Below are 20,343 nucleotides of genomic sequence, written 5' to 3'. Positions count from 1 at the left end.
TCCTTTTTAAGAGGCTTAAGCTCTAGCGTGACCGCTTATTTGAACTCAAACTTACCTTGCATGATTGCCCAGTGACCAGGGAAAGAACAGAAGAACGAGTAGTCGCCCCCTGGAGTCATTTTCTCTGTGCTGAACGTGATGGACGTGCTCTCACCGCCGCCGATCACTTTAGTGAAGGCATAAACGCGATCATCGTTAGGTTTCACGTAGTTGTTTTCAAGACCTGCTGACATGCCTTCTGTACCGACTGCTTGTAGGTTAGCCGTGTCTGCAATGACTACGTTGTGCCCCATTGACTGTGCTGGCATCTTACCTGTGTGGTTCAGCGTCAGTTTTACTTCTTTACACGTTGCTGGAACACTTAAAGTTTTGGTCGAAAACTGCATCATATCGTTTGCATCGATAGACACTTCACACTCTGCGCTCGCTTGTGCGCCAAAGCTCATTCCGACTAGTGCAAAGGTTGCTGCTACTAAACGTAAAGACATATAACACTCTCCATATTTTATTTTGGGCTGACTTGGATTCAAACCGATCCAATGCATCTCATTATCATCGAATATTCAATCTGAAACCGTGCTTCAATCCGGATATTGACGTTTTGTTGCAAAGTTATACTTATCGTTTTCACTGGATGATCATTCATATACCTTATTTTTAGCGCTTCAATTAAGAAGTGTGAAGACGATCTTGATAACCGCTTTAGGTGCTTCATTTATGTCTTAAGAACGGCCAAGTTTTGGTGCTTTTTTCGCTAACATGTAACTAAGTATTTCAAGTGTATTTATTCTGTAACTTATTGATTTTCTGATGCATAAAGGTGCGAAAAACACAAATTCCACTATTTGTAGAAACGGATAAATTGATTTGTTTAATCTTGCGCACACTTTCAGAAAATTGAACTAGAGTCCCAGATTTATGTTTGCTTATCGATTGCGTGCGAAATGTCGTCAAATTGACGTAAAAAGACGCTTTATTTTTGGCACTTTTACACCTGTAAGTTGAGTTACATTTAGTTACATCTGTCCGCTGCGGCGCGAAAAAAGTCCCCCTCTATAATGCTGTTCCTTTTTATTGTTGTTTGTATAAGTCCTTAATTATGAGAAAGAATACGCTAGCGATCATGCCAAGTGTTTTAGCACTGGCGATCGGTATGGGGTTGCCTGCTGCACACGCAGGAGTGATCACAGACGCAACTATCGTCGGCTCAGAAAGCCAGTGGTGGAACACTTACAAAGTGATCCTAACGAACGACGGTTCAAAGCCAGTTGAACTGCGTGATGCGAAAGTGACGTTTGATTCAAACCTATCAATGTCGACACCCTCTTGGTCTGCGACTGGCATCAGCTACCCAGGAATGAAGTTCACCAGCGACGCCCAAGGTAACCTGTTCAAGAACACGCTTGCGCTCGCTTTTGATAGCGGTAGCTGGGTGAAATCCCAACTTCCGGCAGGTGAACGCATTGAGCTAACGCTCGGTGTGAGCGGCGTGTTGGATCTGACTCTTCTTCAAAATACCATTCGTCTGATTGCTGACGATGAGGGTGAAGTAGGCGAACCAGAAATATCTCTTCAATTGGCTTCGCCAGTGAACGGCGCTGAGTTTGAAGAAGGTCAAGCGGTTGCCATGCTAGCAAACGTAACGGCGACTAATACCAGCGTTAAAGCGGTGACTTTCTTTGTCGACAACAAACAAGTAGCTCGCGTAACACAAGCTCCATTCCAAGCGAGTTGGACTTCTGTTGGTGCAGGCGCTCACACGATCAAAGCTGTAGTGGAAGACACCTCAGGTCTTACACAGCAACAAGCAGTCAGCATTTCAGTAAAAGAGAAGCCAGTTGAACCACCTGTGGAGCCAGAAGTGCATGAGCTGACGTTTGTCGCACCTACACAAGGTCAAACATTGATGGTGGGTCAGGCAACGACTATTAAAGCGCGTGTTGATGGTGAATTGATCTCTAAATTAGAGTTCTGGGCAAATGACCGCAAGCTAGGTCAACGTAATATCGCTGCAGGTCAAACGACGTATTCTCAATCTTGGACGCCAAATGAAGTGGGCAATGCGACACTTAAAGTGGTGGTTCTCGATCAGAACAACCAAATGGTTGAACAACGCAGTATCGCCGTTGCTATTGAAGCAGCGCCAAGCTTTGTTGAGCCAGAAGTAAGCTTCTCTTCGCCTTCAAATGGTTCGAAGTTTGAAAAAGGCGAAGCGGTTTCGATTTCTGTTCGTGCAACGGATGCTGATGACGATTTGTCTCGCGTTATCGTGAAAGCAAACAACAAGCAAATCTGTGATTTCAACGCAGCAACCACAAACCAGTTCTCTTGTAACTGGACGGCGTCAGAAGTTGGTGCAGTTGAGCTAGAAGCGATTGCGACGGATGCTGAGAACCTAACGGCAACAGCACGTGTAAACATCACAGTTGAAAAAGTAGAAACACCGACACCTCCGCCAACAGGTGGATTGTGTGCTGACTTTAATGTGTACCCAGACTGGACTCGTGGTGATCACGCGACAGGCGGTGACATTATGGTTCATAAGAACATTGCTTACTCAGCGGTGTACTGGACGCAATCTGTTCCTGGCAGCGATAGCTCATGGTCATTACATCTAAACTGTGATGGTACTGAGCCGGGTACAGCGCCAGCGCTATCATTGCGTAACCCAATGGACCCAGTGCGTCTAGAAGTAGCAGGTTGGCCAAATACATTCGTAGTCGCTAGCCCATCCACTCAAGCACCAAGCACGCTAACTATTGCAGCAAGCAGCAGTGATGCGCTAACAGACCTAGAGCAACTGACACGTTCGTTTGTGTCGGCTATCGAACAAGCAGAGAACGCGGGTACAGCATCAATCGTGATTCAATCGGATGTTCTGGATCTCGCTACGCAAGACAAAGGTGCATCGTTTGGTGCCGTTGCGGTTAAACAAGCACTGACGAATGCTATTGATATCACGGGTAGCCGTATTGATATCGATGCGATCAACGCACTGAGCGATGACGTGAAAGGCTGGGCGCATGCGTACAACTTGATCTTCACCACCCTTGCGCCACAAGCGACATTTGGTTGGTCACTAAGCATTGGTGAGTTTGCTTACGATACGCACTCTGGTCGTCAGTCTGTATGGGATGAAGCGTCCGTTTTCACGGCCGATCTACTTGATAGTTTCGAGCTTTACAAAGCAGATGCTGCGAACAAAGCTGACTTTGTGGCGTTTACTAAATCAAACGCGACCGTTGCGCTAACTAGTGAGCAGTGGCACCACGCACTGGAGTACGTAAAACAGGTAACAGATTACGTTGAAGCGCCTGCAATGCTAGCGAACATGCCGACAGAGCAAACCGCAAACTACTTCATGGGTAACACGCAAACCGATCAGCAAATCCGTAAAGCAGCGTACAGCAACGTGTTTGCATTGATGTTTGATCAAGACTCTCAAGCCCTAACCAGCAAGATTGAGCTTTACCAAACGGCGAAAGTGCCACTGTACTACGTAGGTGAAGAGTTAGAGAAAGGTTCATTGACTCGTATTGAAGCGCTAAACCAAGAGTTAGCAAATGCTGAAAGCGTGATGGATAACGAAGCCTTCCTATACGAAACACCACAATCTCAGTGGGTTCCGTCAACGGTTTACAAGTGGAACGACTTCCTAGATGGCTTGAATGCAATGCACAACATTGGTGTCGCGGGCAACAAGTTCTGGTTGATGAACGATGAAGTTGATGACGCAACCAACATCAAATACGCGAAAGTCGCGATTGCTGCGTTCCTTGCGCAAAGTATGCAAGAGACCATCCGCTACAACGCGTGTGATGAAAACAACTGGTCTGAAGTGAAATACGGCGCGCCTGCGGATTACCCAATGACAGCAAGTTGTGGTCAATTGGGTCAGAAATACGCAGATTACGGCGTAAACCCAGTTTCTGGTTTGGACCACGCGTACTCTTGTCCTCGTGATGACAAAATGGAAGTCAGCGCTCTGACTCATGCAAAATGGTATGGCGCTCCAGCTCCAGTCTTTGCTGCACCTGATGCAGTACTTGAAGAACGCGGTCTATTGGTAAACGGTGCAGCAGGTCGTTGGACAAACAACGGTCACTGTAACGATGTTCCAGAAAGTGTAGATACGTCTAAACAAGTGTGGGAACGCGACGAATGTAAGACTTATGTGGGTCAGAAAGCAGGTAAGTTCATTTGGGACGGCAGCAGCCAAGAAAGCGTTGAAGGTTGTGGCTGGTGGGGGCGTGGTGTTATCCAAACCACAGGTCGTCAGAACTTCGGTACTCTTAACCACTACCTAGGTCGTTCGCACGTTGATCCATCAACCATTGGTAAGACGATTGATGGCGTAACGGTAGAAGCGCCACCGGCGAACCCACTTTATGCTGAGCTGGACTTCTGTTCTAACCCAGGTCTGATTTGTAGCTCGGAAGAGAACAAAGAGATCAAGTGGATCGCAGGTCTGTTCTACTGGGTAACGTCAGTTCAGGCATACAACGATGAAGGCGGTCAGTACGCGGATTGGAACTACCACAACGAACTGAAGAAGTACGTGGACAGTGGTCTGCAAGGTTCTCAATTTATCGATGACGTTTCAGGCATCGTTAACCGTGGCTGTCCGGATCTGACGTGTTCGACAGGTGATGTTCACAACGTGAAAGAGCGCCGCGAGAACTTCAAACTGGTACTACAAAAGCTAGGTCTTGATCCTCGCTAATTAAGACAAAGCAACATCGATGAAGCAAAGCCATCACTGAAAAGTGGTGGCTTTTTTGTTTTTAGCATTTGGCTCAGATGCTTAGTTTTAATTATTACAAATTCGTAATAGTCATTTTCTTTTTCAGCTTATTATCATTTATTTGCAACTCAATATAATGCCCGCCATTCCAAACGTATTTGCTGCGTTTTTGATTTTTATCTTTCGATAGATGGTTTCCGGGAGGGGAGTATGTCGAATTTTGTTGTTGTCGGTGGTGGTGCTGCGGGTCTAGAAATGGTCACGCGTTTAGCGAGCAGTTTTGCAGGAAAATCTGACCATACCGTTACTTTGGTTGAGCCATCTTCTCATCACTTATGGAAACCAAGACTGCATGAGATTGCGGCGGGCACGTTTGATAATGAGCTCGATTCGGTTGCGTTTCGTCTTCATGCCGCTTGTCACGGTTACCAATATGTTCAAGCGCGCATGTCAGGTTTAGACCGAGCAAATAAAACCATTACGGTGAGCGCTGAGTTCTCTCCGGAGCAAACGTTGAAATACGATTACCTCGTGATTGCCGTTGGCGCGATCAGTAACGATTTCAAAATTCCGGGCGTAAGCGATCATTGCTTGTTCTTAGATTCGGCTTCTCAAGCAGAAAAAGCGTGGAAACAGATGAAGCAAATGCTTGCGAACGGCGGCTCACATCGTGTTTCTATCGTGGGTGCTGGCGCAACTGGTGTTGAGCTGGCGGCCGAGTGGGCGAAAGTCAGCAAGCAACTAAACCGCTATCAAGATAATACTCAGCTTTCGATTACGCTTATCGAAGCGGCGGATCGTGTGTTACCTGCCAGTGCTGAGTGCATGTCTGCTAAGGTGCTGAAGAAACTACAAAAGCAGGGTGTTAACGTTCGCTTAAACACTAAAGTTCAGCGTGCAGAAGCAGACCGTATCGTGACGGAAAATGAAGTCATTCCTGCCGATCTACAAATTTGGGCGGCAGGGATTCGATGTCCGGATTGGTTAGCGAATCTTGATGGTCTTGAAAGCAACCGCATTAACCAGCTTAAAGTGTTGCCAACACTGCAAACCACTCTCGATGATAGCGTGTTTGTTATTGGTGATAGTGCTGAATGCCCACAAGAAGATGGAAGCATCGTGCCACCACGAGCTCAAGCCGCCAACCAAGTTGCTGCACATTTGGCGAAGCAATTTAAACGCTTGGTGAAAGGCAAAGAGTTAAAACCGTTTGTATTCAAAGACGGCGGAATGGTCGTTGCTCTTGGACATGACTACGCGGTTGGCGCATTGATGAATGATAAAGTCGTATTGCGTGGACGCTACGTTCGCCGCTTGTACGACACGATCTTTAGGCTGCATCAGCGCGTTATTTTCGGTTGGTTCCGTGTGTCGGCTTTGGTAGTGCTCAAACGCGTAAAAGGTTTATTGAACCCATATTACAAAGGCTCTTGGTCTTAATCCAAGCCGAGGCTCTCCACTTCCATTTTTTCATTTTTATCGAGCGCCCAAATCATCAGGATTTGTGGCGCTAGGTGTTTTTTATGCGTCATTTGCAACTCTCTCTGCCCGTTCAACTTCTTATTTCTGCCCTACTTGCGTGGGGTGGGGCTCAAGCCATCCTTCTTTTAGTCGACCATGGGTTGGCAGACAAATCGCTTTTACTATCGAGTGATTACTACCAAATTTTAATGTTGGGCAAAACGGTCTATCTCGGCTTACTGAAAATGGTGGTGGGCTTGATGGTGTTATTTTCTCTTGTCGAAGGCATCACCAATATTGGTTCAACCGTTCGCCTTAAAGCTCTGGGTGGGCGAACACTACTCTTCTACAGTTTCACCACCTTAATTGCCATTAGTTTAGGACTTGGGGCGTCGCTAGCCTTACCTGCATGGGAGCCACTTAGCCAAAGCGTTTCTGTGGGTAGTGATGTCCATTTGATTGACGAGCAAGGCGCTGGTGGTGCCGCCATACTCACTAATCTTGTTAAGATGGCGATGGTGAATCCGTTTGCTGCACTGGCGAATGGCAACTTACTGGCGATCGTGGTTTTCTCCTTTATGGCAGGCGTTGCGATTTTGCTTTCTGTTCCATCTGGTCATCCCTTGTTAGCGGTGATTTCGGGGCTGAACAAAAGCGTCAACACCATGATTCGAGGCATCGTTAAGCTGTCTCCGATTGCCATTTTTGCGATCGTGTTTGATATCACGCTGACTTCAAGCGGGAATCTGATTCAGCAACTCGCCTTGTTTGCGTTACTGGTGTTTGTCCTCACTATGGTGCACGGGTTAGTCGTGTTACCAACGATTGCCAAGGTAATGACGGGGATTTCTCCAGTTACGTTGTTTAAAGCGATTTCAGCACCTCTAGCGATGGCGTTTGCAACGTCATCAAGTGCGGCAGCGCTGCCTTTGGCAAAGCAAAGTGCGGAAGATAATTTAGATGTCGCGCCAGAAGTCAGCAGCATGGTGTTACCACTCGGCTCTGTAATGAACATGGATGGCACCGCGTTATTTGAAGGTGTCGCCGCGATTTTCCTAGCACAGTTGTTTGGTGTGGATTTGAGTACCACTGGATTGGTGATGATCTTCATCATGGCGATGGTTTCTTCCGTTGGTGCACCGGGCATGCCTTCGGGCTCCATGTCGGGGATGCAGTTAGTGCTGTTAGCTGCGGGTATTCCGCTGGAAGCGATTGCGATTTTATTGGTGATAGAAAGACCGTTAGATACCTTCCGCACTGCTGTTAATGTTGAAGGGGATTTGATTGCGACGCTTGTGATCGACCGCTGGCAGAAGAAGCATGCGGTAGAACCTCAACCGCTCGATTCTTCTGAGATGTTGATGAGCTAAAAGTAAAACGCACTCCCAATTGAGAGTGCGTTTTTGTATCTATGTGGATTCTATGAGCGACCAAGCATTCGAGAAATGGTGCCATCTTTGTCGACCACTTGGTGTTTGATGGCACCAGCAACGTGGAGAACAAACACGGCAATCAGAATTTCAACAGCAGAGTGATGAATGGTTGAGCCAATCTCCTGAAGCCAAGGGGTTTCTGGGCCTTCAGCGATAATAACCCAACCGAAGATATCGACCGCTCGGCCGCCACCTGCGCTCATTGCGATGCCAGAGATAGGCATTGCCAAAGTAGCGAGCAGAAGGATACCGTGTACTGCTTTGGCCGCTTTATCTTGCCATGCAGGCATTTCTGAAGCGGGTGGCAGAGCGCCTTCTTTTAAGCGCCACACTAGACGGATAAGAGCGACAACTAAAATGATAGCGCCTAGTGATTTGTGGATGCCATACCACTCAAACTTTTCTGGACTGCGTGGCAAATCAACCATGTAGAGGCCAAGCGCGAATACACCGATAAAGGCAAGCCCCGTTATCCAGTGCAATGTAATGGTTTGCCAAGTTAATGGCTTCTTGTTGAGCATGAATTAATCCTCGTTTTATTTGTGGTTATACGAGCAATTATCCATCAATGTTGTGAATAGAACTACACATCTCAGTGTAAAGTTGGGTAAATATTATCCACGAAAAACGCCCCAAAAGATGGAGCGTTTTTAGTCAGTTAGATGAGAGGAAACGGGTTATGCCTGTTTTAACTCAGCTAATGCGTGATGCAGGGAAGGTACAATCGTATGGCCAAAGGCACGAACTTCTTCGCAAGGTTCAACAAGGTCTGGGATTTGGAAAGTGACCATGTTCGCTGCTACCGCAGAGCGTACACCATTGTTGGAATCTTCAAACGCAATACATTTGGTTGGATCTACGTTTAGACGAGTCGCTGCAAGCAGGTAGATCTCTGGATCTGGTTTGCCGTGTGACACTTCACAGCCTGTCGTTAAGTTGTCGAAATACTTGCTTAGGCCCGCCAGTTCCAACTTCTTCTGTGCCACTTCTTTTGCAGTTGAAGTAGCAACCGCAATAGGTAAGCCTTGTTCTTTCAACCATTCAAGCAGTTCAACCACACCTTCTTTTACCGGAATGGCTTGATGTTTCACGACCGCATCGTAGCGAGTACGCCATTCATTGTGCAGACGGTCTAAGTCATCACCGTAGGTCTTACGAAAAATCGCTTCAACGCCAGCGGCATTGCGGCCAATGATGGTTAAGTAAACCTCTTCGAAGAAAGGAAGATTTTGTGCTTCGCATGCCTCTTTGAAGATACGCATACAAACGCGTTCTGTGTCGAGGAGTAACCCATCCATGTCGAAAATAGCTGCTTGATAATTCATTACTTTATGACTTGTCGATTGAGATGGCGCATTTTGACACAAGCAACATCGATTTTCCTGCGAAATTCCACCATCTCACACGCTTTTTACCCAATCCCTATTTTATCCCTAGGCGTTTCGCTAATCGGTGCAAGTTGCCGTTATCTATTTCAAGCTGACGCGCCGTTGCTGCCCAGTTGCCTTGGTTTTCTTCCAGAGCTCGAACAATCATCGCTTTTTGGAAGGCATCTGTGGCAGGCTTCAATCCGCCTTCTGGTAGCTCAAACCGAGATTTTTGTTCCGTTTCTCCAACGTTCTTGATGTTCTGATTCGGCGTTCGAATATCAAAATCTTGCTCAACTAACTCAATGTCCATGGCGTGGGTACGCGCTTTTGCCAAAACACCAGCACGTTTAATGACATGTTCAAGCTCTCGCACGTTGCCTGGCCATGAATAGTCTTTGAGTGCTTGCACTAGAGTGGGAGATAAACGAATGCTGTTTAATCCCAATTTGCTTCTTAAGCGTTCGGCAAAAAAGCCCGCTAATAACACCATATCGTCTTCACGTTCACGAAGAGGTGGAACATGAAGCGGGAAGACGCTTAGGCGGTGATATAAGTCGGCTCGGAAGCGACCAGCAGTCACTTCTTCATGCAATATACGATTGGTGGCGGCGACAATGCGTGTATTGACTCGAATATGGCGATCATCACCCACACGTTGGATGTCGCCGTATTGTAGAGCTCGAAGTAACTTAGCTTGCAGTTCTAATGACAGTTCGCCGACTTCATCTAAAAACAGTGTGCCGCCATCGGCTTGTTCAAACTTACCCTTACGATTGCTGATTGCGCCTGTGAATGCGCCTTTGATATGGCCGAACAACTCGCTTTCCGCGACTGATTCTGGCAGCGCCGCACAGTTGAGGTAAACCAAAGTATTGTTCGAGCGGCTAGAACGATGGTGAATAGCGCTGGCAACCAACTCTTTACCTACGCCCGTTTCTCCCATGACCAATACAGACAACTCCGTATCGGCGACTGCATCAATCTGCTCTTGAAGATTCTTCATACCCTGAGAGTTGCCAATGATTTCATTACTTAAGGTGCGCTTCTCGGCGTAAGAATCACGTGGCAGGCTCGCTTGAGTTTCTAGTTGCTCTAGCAGAAGTGCAGTGTGTAGGCCACCTGCTGCCAACGCGCTGACAAAACGTAACTCTTGGTTGCGTAGCCCATCAAATTGGTTGGGGTCGAAGGCGTCAATCGTAATGGCACCAATCAGTTGATCGTCGATCAGCAGAGGTAAACCAATGCAGGAATGGACATGCAGTTTGTCATCGTGGTTTGGAATCAAGCCGTCGTATGGATCAGGTAAGTCGCTGTCAGAGGGAAAGCGCGCGATGTCGCCTGCTCGGGCAATGGCTTCTAACCTTGGGTGCTGCTCAATGGAGAAACGGCGTCCAAGCACTTCTTTCGCCAATCCATTGATCGCTAAAGGTTTAAAGTGCTGGTCTTCATACAAAAGAAGGGCTGAAGAGTCACACTTCAATACCTCTCGAATCGTGGTTAATAACGTATCGAAGCGAGCCTGTTGAGTGAGCGCCGAGTTAAGGTCTTGCGTGATGTGTAGCCATTGCGCGATTAAAGAAGTCATAGCCATTACCGATTGTGTCAATATGACTATTGTAGTGTCTTAATGACAATTTTCAACTGTGTCTAAATGACACTTGTTAAAGTTGAGTTTTAATTAAGATGTTGAAATATATAGTAATTAAAGGTTGGCACGCCTAGTGCAATACAAGAAGAAATTATTTTTGTTTATCCCGTCATTCAAGGTAGTAATTATGACAATTCACGTAAAAAACAACATTCACTGGGTAGGTCAACGCGATTGGGAAGTTCAAGACTTCCACGGTACAGAATACAAAATGACAAAAGGTACCAGCTACAACAGTTATCTAATTCGTGAAGAGAAAACCGTATTGATTGATACGGTCGATCATCGATTCAGTCAACAATTCATCCAAAATTTAGAGATGGAAATCGACCTTAAGTCTATCGACTTTATCGTGGTAAACCATGCAGAGGAAGATCACTCAGGCGCATTGTCGGCATTAATGGAGAAAATTCCGAACACACCAATTTACTGTACAGAAGCGGCGATTGATTCGATTGTGGGTCATCACCACCATCCTGAGTGGAACTTCAAAACCGTAAAAACGGGCGACAGTATCGATATTGGTAACGGTAAGCAATTAGTCTTCGTGGAAGCACCGATGCTGCATTGGCCAGACAGCATGATGACTTACCTAACGGGCGATGCAGTGTTATTCAGCAATGACGCATTTGGTCAGCACTATTGCGATGAACGTCTGTTCAATGATGAAGTGGATCAAAATGAGTTGATGGAACAGTGTTTGCGTTACTACTCAAATATCTTAACGCCATTCAGCAGCTTGGTAACCGCAAAAATCAAAGAAGTGCTGAGCTTCAATTTGCCTGTCGACATGATCGCCACGTCACACGGTATTGTATGGCGCGATAATCCGGTTCAAATCATCGAGCAATACTTAGCATGGGCAGACAATTATCAGGAAGATCGCATTACGATTTTCTACGATTCAATGTCAAACAACACTCGAATGATGGCCGATGCAATCGCGCAAGGCATTCACGATGTCGATCCTGGCGTGGCGGTCAAAGTCTTTAATGTCTCTAAGCATGATAAGAATGAAATTCTCGCCAACGTATTCCGCTCAAAAGGCATCTTGGTTGGTTCTTCTACCATGAATAACGTCATGATGCCGAAGATCGCAGGCATGCTAGAAGAAATTACCGGTCTGCGCTTTAAGGCGAAGAAAGCCGCTGCGTTCGGTAGCTACGGTTGGAACGGTGGTGCGGTAGACCGTATCCATGCTCGATTGACCGACGCAGGCTTTGAAACCGCAGTGAGTTTGAAAACCAAATGGCGACCAGATGGTAAAGCGATGCGTGAATGTCGCGAACATGGTCAGAACATCGCGAAGTTGTGGGCGAAGCATGACCTGACAAGTCCTGTTATTTCTCCGGCGATTGCTGCGTCTGCACCACAAGTTCAATCACAACCCGCTGCACAAGTAGCAACACAAGCGGTAGTAGATGCTGCTCCTAGCAACCCTAGCGCCGAGGCGCATCCTGCAGATTGCCAATGCATGGTTTGCACCGTTTGTAATTGGGTATACGACCCAGCTAAAGGCGAGCCTAATCAAGGCGTTGAACCAGGTACGGCATGGTCTGAAGTGCCAGATTACTTCTTGTGCCCAGAATGTCACTTGGGTAAAGACGTCTTTGTCGAATACAACGGGTAAGGGGGCGAATATGCAAGCACCTATTGTGATTATTGGTAGCGGCTTTGCGGCTTACCAATTGGTGAAAACAGTGCGTCGAATGGACGCACATATTCCGCTGCAAGTGTTTACTGCTGATGATGGCGCGGAATACAACAAGCCTGATTTGAGTCATGTATTCAGCAACAAGCAAACCGCCCAAGACTTGGTAGTTAAAAGTGGTGAGGCGTTTGCACAGGAACACAACATCGAACTGCTCGCCCATACCATGATTGAGCATGTCGACGTGCAAGCTCAGCAAGTGGTCGCCAATGGCCAAGTCTATCCTTACTCCAAGCTGGTGTTTGCGACAGGCGCGAAAGCCTTTGTGCCGCCAATATCTGGCGATGCAGCACCTGAGGTGATAACGCTAAACTCGCTACAAGAATATCAATTAGCGGAAGAGCAAATTAGCCGTGCGAAACGAATTCTAGTAATGGGTGGTGGTTTGATCGGCGTCGAGATCGCCATGGATCTCGCAACCAGTGGTAAAGCCGTTACGGTGGTTGAGCCAAATCCCCGTTTGCTCGCTAACTTGATTCCTGAATTCGTCGCATTGCCGCTTGAAAACCAACTCAAGCAGCAAGGTATTCAACTTGTGTTGGAGACTGGGGTTGTTGCGATCAATCACTCAGATGATTCGCTGGTGGCAAGCTTGAGCAAAGGTGAAGCAATCGAAGCTGATGTAGTGATTTCAGCGGCGGGTTTACGTGCTAACACTTGGTTAGCGAAAGCTTGTGGGGTGAGCGTGAATAAAGGCATTGAGGTGGATGCTCGATTACAGACATCAGCTGCCAATGTATTTGCATTAGGCGATTGCGCCGAGATCCAAGGTCGAATGATGCCGTATCTCCAACCGATCGTGCTTAGTGCTAATGTGTTGGGTAAGCAATTACTGGGACAAGAAGCAGAGTTGAAGCTACCGCCAATGATGATAAAGGTGAAAACACCGAGCTACCCAATTCAGCTGGCAGGCGACTTTAGTTCGGTCGTTAATTGGAGTGTAAGGATTTCACAAACCGGCATTGCCGCGAAAGCAGAAGATGAAAACAACCGACTCATAGGCTTCGTTGTGACGGGAGAACAAGTTACGCAAGCATTCCCGCTACTTAGAGAGTTGTCTCAAGCCGCTCAGGCTTAACCGAATTGAACCAAAAGAATTTGTAATTAAAGAGGGTATTAATATGTCACATTTACGTATTCCAAAAGAGTGGACGATTCAACGTTCAACGCCTTTCTTCACTAAAGATAATGTACCAGCGGCACTATTAACTCATCACAACACAGCAGAGGGCGTGTTTGGACAGATTTGTGTGATGGAAGGGCAAGTGACTTACTATGGCTTTGCTGATGAAAATGCCACAGAGCCAGAAGTGGTAGTGGTAATCAATGCCGGTCAGTTTGCGACAAGTCCTCCTCAATACTGGCACCGTGTTGAAATGAGCGATGATGCGCAGTTCAATATCAACTTTTGGTCGAATAAAGACAAAAGTGGGCAAGCGCTGTTCCATACGAAAAAATAATTTAATACTGAAATCGATATTGCGCTAATTTGTCGGGAAGAAGCGTTTACGACAATCTATTAAAATAGACAGAAGAGCAGAGATCCGTCTCTGCTCTTTTTTGATTTCGAGAGAGGGGCTTTAAGTCCTTCATGGGTTTATTCTGTGATTCTAGTCACGAAGCAATTCCTACCTGTTAACTCAATAAGTGTTATGTTATAACATTATTTCTGCTCGGCTAGTTAATACCGCTTATGTCTTTGTATGCGGACTGCTGGTACCAGCGAAAGAATAAAAGTGATTTTAGGTTTGTTGCTCGTGCCGGGCGATTAATACCCGTTTAGAGAGATGGAGGGGGCCAATCGATTTTTTCGGAATATTTACTGGTCTTGCAACCTTTTCCAAAGCGATATCAATCTTGGTATCGCTTTTTTTCTGTCTACCTATTCAAATCTTGAATGAGTATCTAAGTCTAACTTGATGATTTTATAGACAATTAAATATCACTAAACTGTCATTTAAACAGGAATCAATAGTCCTGATGGAAGCCTCATCCTACTATTTCTTCATTGCGACGGAGCGACAAGCTTAAGGAAAGTCATCACTCAGTTACGTTTTAGCATCACCTAGAATTTTTAAATGCCTAGAACGTCTTAAACTAGGAGCTTCCACAATGAATTTAACCTTGGATTACGCCTCTCTGGCGATCTTATTTATAGTGCTGTTGATTCTGATTTTTGGATTGATTGCCCTGCACGATATTCCTTATGAAATTGCAAAAAAGCGGAACCACCCTCATGCCGATGCCATTCATGTCGCGGGTTGGGTGAGTTTGTTCTTCCTTCATGTGATGTGGCCGTTCCTTTGGATATGGGCGACCATGTACGACGGAGAAAAGCAGAACTGGCTAGGAGCAAAGCCATCAGTATCGCAACAAGATTACGAGAAGTTGTTGGCCCGTATAAATCAACTTGAACAAGCGAGAGAGGGCGAATAATGGAAACACTGATCATCTTAAGTTACGTCGCGCTGTGCGTGGTTGTATTTCGAGTCTTTCGCGTGCCTAAAACCAAATGGACACTCACCACTGCGTCGGTCATTGGTATGTTCATTGTGGGTTGGATTTTTCTCTATATGGCGATGTATCAACCAGTTTCTCGAATGGCGCGTCTGTATAGCGTGACTACGCCGATCACTTCTCAAGTGGAGGGCATGGTTACTCACGTATTTGTGCAAGGCAATCAGCAAGTGAAAGCGGGTGACCCACTTTACCAAATTGACGATACGCCGTTTAAAGACAAAGTGAACCGCATTCAAGGGGATATTAAACGTACTGAATCAGCGATTGATTTTTACCAAGCTGAATTAACGAGATACAAAAAACTCGGCAGCAAGGGTTATTCCTCTCAAGAGAAAATAGACAACATTGAGAGCCAATTGTTGGAGCAAAAAGCCAATCAAAGCAAATACCAATCAGAGCTTGAGATTGCGCAGTTTGATTTGAGTAAAACCACGGTAACTGCTCCGACGGATGGTTATGTCACTCAAGTGGCTTTGCGTCCAGGAATGAAGAGTCGCATTGTTCCTTTCCAAGGTAACCTGACCTTCGTTCACAAGGAAGACAAGCAGTTGTTTGCAGCATTTAAACAAGCGCCAGCACGTTATGTGAAAGTGGGGTATCCGGCAGAAGTCACCTTCAATACGATTCCCGGCCATGCATATAAAGCGCACGTGACACAAGTGAACGATATTTTTGCACAAGGCGCGGTATCGCCATCGGGTAACATGAAATACCCAGAGCAGATCCCTGCGGGTGGGCGAATCTTGGTCAAAGTGGCGTTGGATAATCCCGATTTGGTAAAAGACATGCCGCTGCCATCTGGTACCGATGCGCACGTTGCCGTCTACTCACCGAAATGGGAAATGTTCAGCATTGTACGAAAAGTGATTCTGAGAATGCAAAGCTGGCAAAACTGGTTATTTGAAGGCTAATGACAACAAGGGCAGAGCAACACGCTTTGCCCTTTTGCTATTGGTATTTTTTATTGGTCATCCGTTATTTAATCGATTGAGCGACTGCTTGTCTCAGTGCATTTCTAAGCCATTCATGCCCTTTGTCGTTTCTTTGTGATTGGTGCCAAGTCATATAAATTGGCACCTTGTTAGCTTCAAACGGGAGAGGATAAGCATTCAAGCCGAGTTTGATTGCTAAGTTATCTGCAAACCAACGTGATGTGACGCATATCCAATCGGTTTGTGACACCAATTGAAGCGCTGTCATGCTGGAGCCTGTGGAGTAGGCGACTTGTCTTGGTGGCAAGGTGTCTTCGATGATCAAAGAATCTAAGGCGTTGGTATTTAATCGCTGCGTTCGCCAAGTTACATGGGCTTCACGCATAAAGTCGTCATAGGTTAGGGGGCTTTTAATTCGGGGGTGCGATTGGCTTACTGCCACCATGAGCTCTTGCTCAAACAGCAATTCGTTGTGGTAGCCATGGTCGTTAAGAGGTACGGTGGCCAGTATTACATCTACGCGTCGGCGTCTTAAATCATCATGGCGATCTTGCTCATTTAAGTGTTCCACATCCGCTTCGATAGACACCAATGGTGCATGTTGGGATTTATATTTCGCCAAGGCCGGTACGAGCATCAAATCGATATCTTTATGGCTAGAGATTCGAAACGTGCGTTGGCTGGTTTCTGGCGTGAACTCTTGACGAGATTTTGAACCGTTGATCAATAGACTCAAAGGCTCTTTGATTTCCGCGTGTAACTCAATCGCAAAATTCGTCGGGACGATACCTCTGCCTTGACGAACAAAGAGGGGATCTTGGTATTGATCTCTTAACTTGTTGAGCGCGTGACTTACCGCTGGTGCGGTGATGTTTAAAGCGGTTGCGGCATCATTGACACTTTTTGACTTCATTACTGCATCAAACGTTTTTAACAAGTTAAGGTCCATAGGCACTCTCTTCTTTGGTTGTTTTACATTCGAAGCAGACTATGAAAACAAAATAAAGTTTAAGCTCATTTGGCAAGCGTTCGTTCTAGAAGGGGGAATAAAACAGGCTTTTACTGAGTTGATTTGCTGTTAATTATATGAATAAAAAGGATTTTATCCGTTTTTTAGGTGAGTTTAACCCTGATATATGGATCTAATATCACAAATTTCTATATTAAATTTGTTTCATATTTGTTTGGTGAGTTAGTTTCCCTCTCGAATCTAACGAGGAGAATAGAACATTACTATGAAAAATATAAAAGTTGCAGTCGTCTTCATCGCTGGTATTAGCCTACAAGCTCATGCCAACAACTCAGTTGATATCACCAGTAGCACGCCTGAGGGAGTGCATACAAAGTTTGAATCTGCTCATCAAGTCCGTGATCGCATGGCGTCGTCTGGTTTTACGCTGCATCGTTGTGGTATCCAGTCTATCAAGAAAGGCCACATGGCTGATCAAGATATGGAAACCCCACACAGCCAGATTACTTGTATGTACTCAAAACCTGGTGCGCAAGTTACGGATGAATCCGAAATTGCTTATTGGCACTTAAACGTCGTTTACGATATGAGCAGCCAAATGTACAAAGCGGGCAATGAGTTTACCGATATCTATCAGACTCATATCTACACGCTAACACCGAGCTACCTTCTAGACGCTGCTCCTAACTTTCATCAGCAAAGAGCAAGCCTTCAGTCATCTGGTAAGAGCGTTGGTGAGTGTGACTTGCAACAGATTTACTACTTTATGAAGCCGACAGAGGCAACGTACCTTTCGCATGTTGCGACTTGCCCAGTTTATGCCGCAGAAGGTGAACTATCAGGTCACCTGAATGTTGCTATCGACTACAACTCTGAAAGAAAAGGCTACACGGAAGCTAGTGTTGGCTTTGAATCTCTATAGTCTTTTAGATTAGTCAGTATTCAACCTTTCGCTTTATGCACCAGTTGATGACTGGTGCATTTTTAACTTTGCTGAGACTCTCTGGCAGCTTTGTTTGTCTGTGCGAACCCTAAAAAAATACCCTAGCCTGCATTGGCTCAGGCTAGGGCGAAGCTCAGTCAGAGCGTTAAGGATTGCAGGAGTTACTATATATACAATTGGTTTTATATTCGCTATCTGCCATCACACAACTAAACCTTTAGGGTGATGGAATGGTTAGTACGGTCGCCAAAAAGTGTACGTCTTTGGCTCAAGTGCTCTTTCGTGCCGTGCTCACCCCCATATTTTAAACGAGATAAAAAACCACAAACAAAATAATGATATTGCCATGTCTTTATATTGTAGAAATTATTTCTGCATTTTATTTTATGTGTGGAAAATTATTTTAGTTGGCAGGTAAAGAACCCTACAAATAGCAAAATGTTTCTCGAGGGAAGACTTTAGAATGTGACACGTAAATCTGGTGATACAAGCCAGTGAATATTAAATAATTTAAGTAAGTCGTCGTCATGAATTCAAAGTCTTTTATATTTTTGCTCTTTTTGTCTGTGTGTTTGATCTGGGGAACCACATGGTTCGCAATGGAAGTCGCATTGCACTCTATTCCTCCTGTTCTTGCCACAGGTATGCGTTTTTTCCTTGCTGCACCTTTGCTGTTTGTGATGGCAAAAGCATTCAAACAACCTTTGATGTTCCCAAAGGGTAAACGTCATTGGATTTTTATCGTGGCTGTTTTGTACTTTGCGATGCCGTTTACGCTGATGATTTACGGAGAGCAATACATCTCGTCGGGTCTTGCATCGATTATTTTTGCCAACATGCCGGTTGTGGTGATGCTAATGTCTGGCCTGTTTTTGGGGCTGCGTTTGGCGCGTCACCAAGTGTTTGGCTTGTTGACGGCAGTGGTAAGTCTTTGTCTAATTTTGGGCAACGAGATGCAACTGGGTGGGGAAGATTACTTACTAGGTACGCTGTCGTTAGCGCTTGCGGTGGCGATGCATGCGGTAATGTATGTGTTAGTTCAAAAGTACTGCAAGGACATTCAGGTGTTGACCTATAACGCGGTGCCTTGCTTTATTGCGTCTCTGCTACTATTCGCTTTATCGGCAGTATGTGAGCAAGTTGATGTCGCGGCATTTACTTACGACTCAGTCCTAGCGGTGGTTTATCTTGGCTTTGTGGCAAGTGTTGGCGGTATTGTGGCTTACTTTAAACTTGGTCAGGTTTCGACACCGTTTCAAGCTTCGATTTGTTTTCTGATTTTCCCTTTGGTAGCGTTATTCCTATCCGCGTTTATTAATGGAGAAATGCTTTCAGAGCAGTCGATTATCTTAATGCTACCTCTTATGTTTGGCATTTTGTTAACCAAAGCACCTAAGAAGCTTTTCAAGTTCCGCTCAGTGGCAGTACCCACCGAGTAATGCATAGCAAGAGGCTCTCATGGGCCTCTTTTTTTTGCCCTGAACCTGCAACATCCCCTTCTTTTATAAACACTGCAATAAACGACGAGGAAGCGCGGTTTTATCCATCCAGTGATTTGGAATCGACATTGGTGTGTCGTAGTAACTTGCCCCAAGAATGGCACCTAGCGGTATAGCTCGTCCACTTGAATCGCCGCCACAGTAAATGTTCTCACGCATGGTAGTTTCGTAGCTTTCTGAGTTCATCAACAAATGACAAATCACCACAAACGAAGCGTCTAAACCGCAATGCATTCCAACGGACTCCGCAACGCTGGTGGCGGTTCTGCCGCTCATCGCTTCTGCACGTTGAATATCGTTAGCAATCTTTGGAGAAACCGTCTGAGCTGCCATTACACACGCTTTGGGCGCAGCGCCTTGCAATGCCATCTGAATCATCACTGCGACAGCTTGGGCATACATAACTGCGGTGTCGTTGTTATTGGTAACCCGCACGGCGGAATCGACCAGTTTAGCGAGTTTGTCATCATCGGAATGAAAAGCCACCAAAGGCGGAAGCTTAGATAATGCAGGGTTTTGCGTGTCGTCAGCCCCACATTGCGTTACGCGTAGCTCTTTGGCTTCTAACTCATGAATGTTGAGCAGTGTTTGCTTTGTCGGTTTGTCTGTATAGCCCTGCCATTTACCACCAAAATCAAACCATTCTCGAAAGGATCGAATGTAACGCGCCTCGTCATAGTGTCCGGTTTGAACCAGAGCGTCTAGCATGGCAACAAGCTGCGCGCCATAGTGGGTGAGGTCACCGACTTGCTTGCTACCGTGGGCAAAATAACCTTTGTCATGGTATTCAGTTCGGTTAGGTTGATGAAATTCGGGATGCGGAGAACCAAACTGCGTGATGAGTTCTTGATCGTAAAGCCAATGAAATCCGAGAGATGCTGCATCACCGACGAGTGCGCCGATAATGGCATGAAGAGAGCGAGCGTTTCTATGAGTCATCTTGCCACCTTTATCAACAGGGCTACTCAATAAGTCTTACACAGTTTCTTGGTTTTGTAGGGAAATGTTTCTGTTTTGGATCAAGACTATAGTGCTTAATTAACCATTGCTTTACTAGGGTTAAAAGCAAAACGCCCCGCGAGTGGCGAGGCGTTGCTTTTAATGCCGTACTA

At 45.9% G+C, this 20,343-nt stretch carries 16 protein-coding genes; 10 read left to right on the top strand and 6 right to left on the bottom strand.

Annotated elements, in window-relative coordinates:
• Window positions 1–35: 35 nt before the first annotated feature.
• Window positions 36–488 carry an azurin gene (azu, locus tag KJB05_RS25575; RefSeq protein WP_005441233.1) on the bottom strand — a complete coding sequence of 151 codons (453 nt, stop codon included), beginning with the start codon at window positions 486–488 and terminating at the stop codon, window positions 36–38.
• Window positions 489–1,099: 611 nt separating this feature from the next.
• Here azu and KJB05_RS25570 point away from each other — a divergent pair.
• From KJB05_RS25570 to KJB05_RS25560, 3 genes are all read left to right on the top strand, one after another.
• Window positions 1,100–4,723 (top strand): Ig-like domain-containing protein, encoded by a 3,624-nt coding sequence (locus KJB05_RS25570; protein ID WP_208444297.1) that lies wholly within the window; start codon window positions 1,100–1,102, stop codon window positions 4,721–4,723.
• A 231-nt stretch (window positions 4,724–4,954) separates the two neighbouring features.
• Window positions 4,955–6,184: an NAD(P)/FAD-dependent oxidoreductase gene (locus KJB05_RS25565; RefSeq protein WP_208444296.1), complete on the top strand. Its 1,230-nt coding sequence runs from the start codon at window positions 4,955–4,957 to the stop codon at window positions 6,182–6,184.
• Window positions 6,185–6,267: 83 nt separating this feature from the next.
• Window positions 6,268–7,575 carry a dicarboxylate/amino acid:cation symporter gene (locus KJB05_RS25560; protein ID WP_208444295.1) on the top strand — a complete coding sequence of 436 codons (1,308 nt, stop codon included), beginning with the start codon at window positions 6,268–6,270 and terminating at the stop codon, window positions 7,573–7,575.
• Window positions 7,576–7,625: 50 nt separating this feature from the next.
• Here KJB05_RS25560 and KJB05_RS25555 read toward each other — a convergent pair whose 3' ends face one another.
• From KJB05_RS25555 to norR, 3 genes are all read right to left on the bottom strand, one after another.
• Window positions 7,626–8,159: a cytochrome b gene (locus tag KJB05_RS25555; protein WP_020197157.1), complete on the bottom strand. Its 534-nt coding sequence runs from the start codon at window positions 8,157–8,159 to the stop codon at window positions 7,626–7,628.
• Window positions 8,160–8,315: 156 nt separating this feature from the next.
• A complete protein-coding gene (locus KJB05_RS25550) occupies window positions 8,316–8,963 on the bottom strand; it encodes an HAD family phosphatase (RefSeq protein WP_208444294.1) in 648 nt (215 codons plus the stop codon).
• Between the two features lie 97 nt (window positions 8,964–9,060).
• Window positions 9,061–10,593, bottom strand: coding sequence for a nitric oxide reductase transcriptional regulator NorR (gene norR / locus KJB05_RS25545; RefSeq protein WP_208444293.1), 1,533 nt, complete (start codon window positions 10,591–10,593; stop codon window positions 9,061–9,063).
• A 190-nt stretch (window positions 10,594–10,783) separates the two neighbouring features.
• On the opposite strand from norR, the gene norV reads away from it, so the two are divergent.
• The 5 genes from norV (at window position 10,784) to KJB05_RS25520 (ending at window position 15,798) form a co-directional block, all read left to right on the top strand.
• Window positions 10,784–12,286: an anaerobic nitric oxide reductase flavorubredoxin gene (gene norV / locus KJB05_RS25540; RefSeq protein ID WP_061008288.1), complete on the top strand. Its 1,503-nt coding sequence runs from the start codon at window positions 10,784–10,786 to the stop codon at window positions 12,284–12,286.
• Window positions 12,287–12,296: 10 nt separating this feature from the next.
• Window positions 12,297–13,445 carry an NADH:flavorubredoxin reductase NorW gene (norW, locus tag KJB05_RS25535; RefSeq protein WP_208444292.1) on the top strand — a complete coding sequence of 383 codons (1,149 nt, stop codon included), beginning with the start codon at window positions 12,297–12,299 and terminating at the stop codon, window positions 13,443–13,445.
• A gap of 43 nt (window positions 13,446–13,488) precedes the next feature.
• On the top strand, window positions 13,489–13,827 hold the full coding sequence (locus KJB05_RS25530) for a DUF1971 domain-containing protein (protein WP_038889122.1): 339 nt from the start codon (window positions 13,489–13,491) through the stop codon (window positions 13,825–13,827).
• 652 nt (window positions 13,828–14,479) lie between these two features.
• Window positions 14,480–14,803 carry a DUF3302 domain-containing protein gene (locus KJB05_RS25525; RefSeq protein ID WP_045370665.1) on the top strand — a complete coding sequence of 108 codons (324 nt, stop codon included), beginning with the start codon at window positions 14,480–14,482 and terminating at the stop codon, window positions 14,801–14,803.
• Entirely contained in the window at window positions 14,803–15,798 is a 996-nt protein-coding gene (locus KJB05_RS25520; protein ID WP_050905618.1) for an efflux RND transporter periplasmic adaptor subunit, read from the top strand. The genes KJB05_RS25525 and KJB05_RS25520 overlap by 1 nt, the downstream gene beginning before the upstream one ends.
• 64 nt (window positions 15,799–15,862) lie before the next feature.
• Here the strand turns inward: KJB05_RS25520 and KJB05_RS25515 are convergent, their stop codons facing one another.
• Window positions 15,863–16,768, bottom strand: a complete 906-nt coding sequence (locus tag KJB05_RS25515) for a LysR family transcriptional regulator (RefSeq protein WP_208444291.1) — start codon at window positions 16,766–16,768, stop codon at window positions 15,863–15,865.
• 286 nt (window positions 16,769–17,054) lie between these two features.
• Between KJB05_RS25515 and KJB05_RS25510 the strand changes: the two genes are divergently transcribed.
• Both KJB05_RS25510 and KJB05_RS25505 read left to right on the top strand, forming a co-directional pair.
• Complete coding sequence (locus KJB05_RS25510; RefSeq protein ID WP_208444290.1) at window positions 17,055–17,711, top strand: hypothetical protein; 657 nt, start codon at window positions 17,055–17,057, stop codon at window positions 17,709–17,711.
• 548 nt (window positions 17,712–18,259) lie between these two features.
• Complete coding sequence (locus KJB05_RS25505; RefSeq protein WP_208444289.1) at window positions 18,260–19,171, top strand: DMT family transporter; 912 nt, start codon at window positions 18,260–18,262, stop codon at window positions 19,169–19,171.
• 63 nt (window positions 19,172–19,234) lie between these two features.
• Here the strand turns inward: KJB05_RS25505 and KJB05_RS25500 are convergent, their stop codons facing one another.
• Entirely contained in the window at window positions 19,235–20,170 is a 936-nt protein-coding gene (locus KJB05_RS25500; RefSeq protein ID WP_208444288.1) for an ADP-ribosylglycohydrolase family protein, read from the bottom strand.
• Window positions 20,171–20,343 lie beyond the last annotated feature (173 nt).

Origin of the sequence: Vibrio sp. B1ASS3, assembly GCF_905175355.1 — a bacterium.
GTDB lineage: Bacteria > Pseudomonadota > Gammaproteobacteria > Enterobacterales > Vibrionaceae > Vibrio > Vibrio owensii.
Note: the sequence above shows the minus strand (reverse complement) of the source record. Positions and strands in the feature narration are given on the sequence as shown.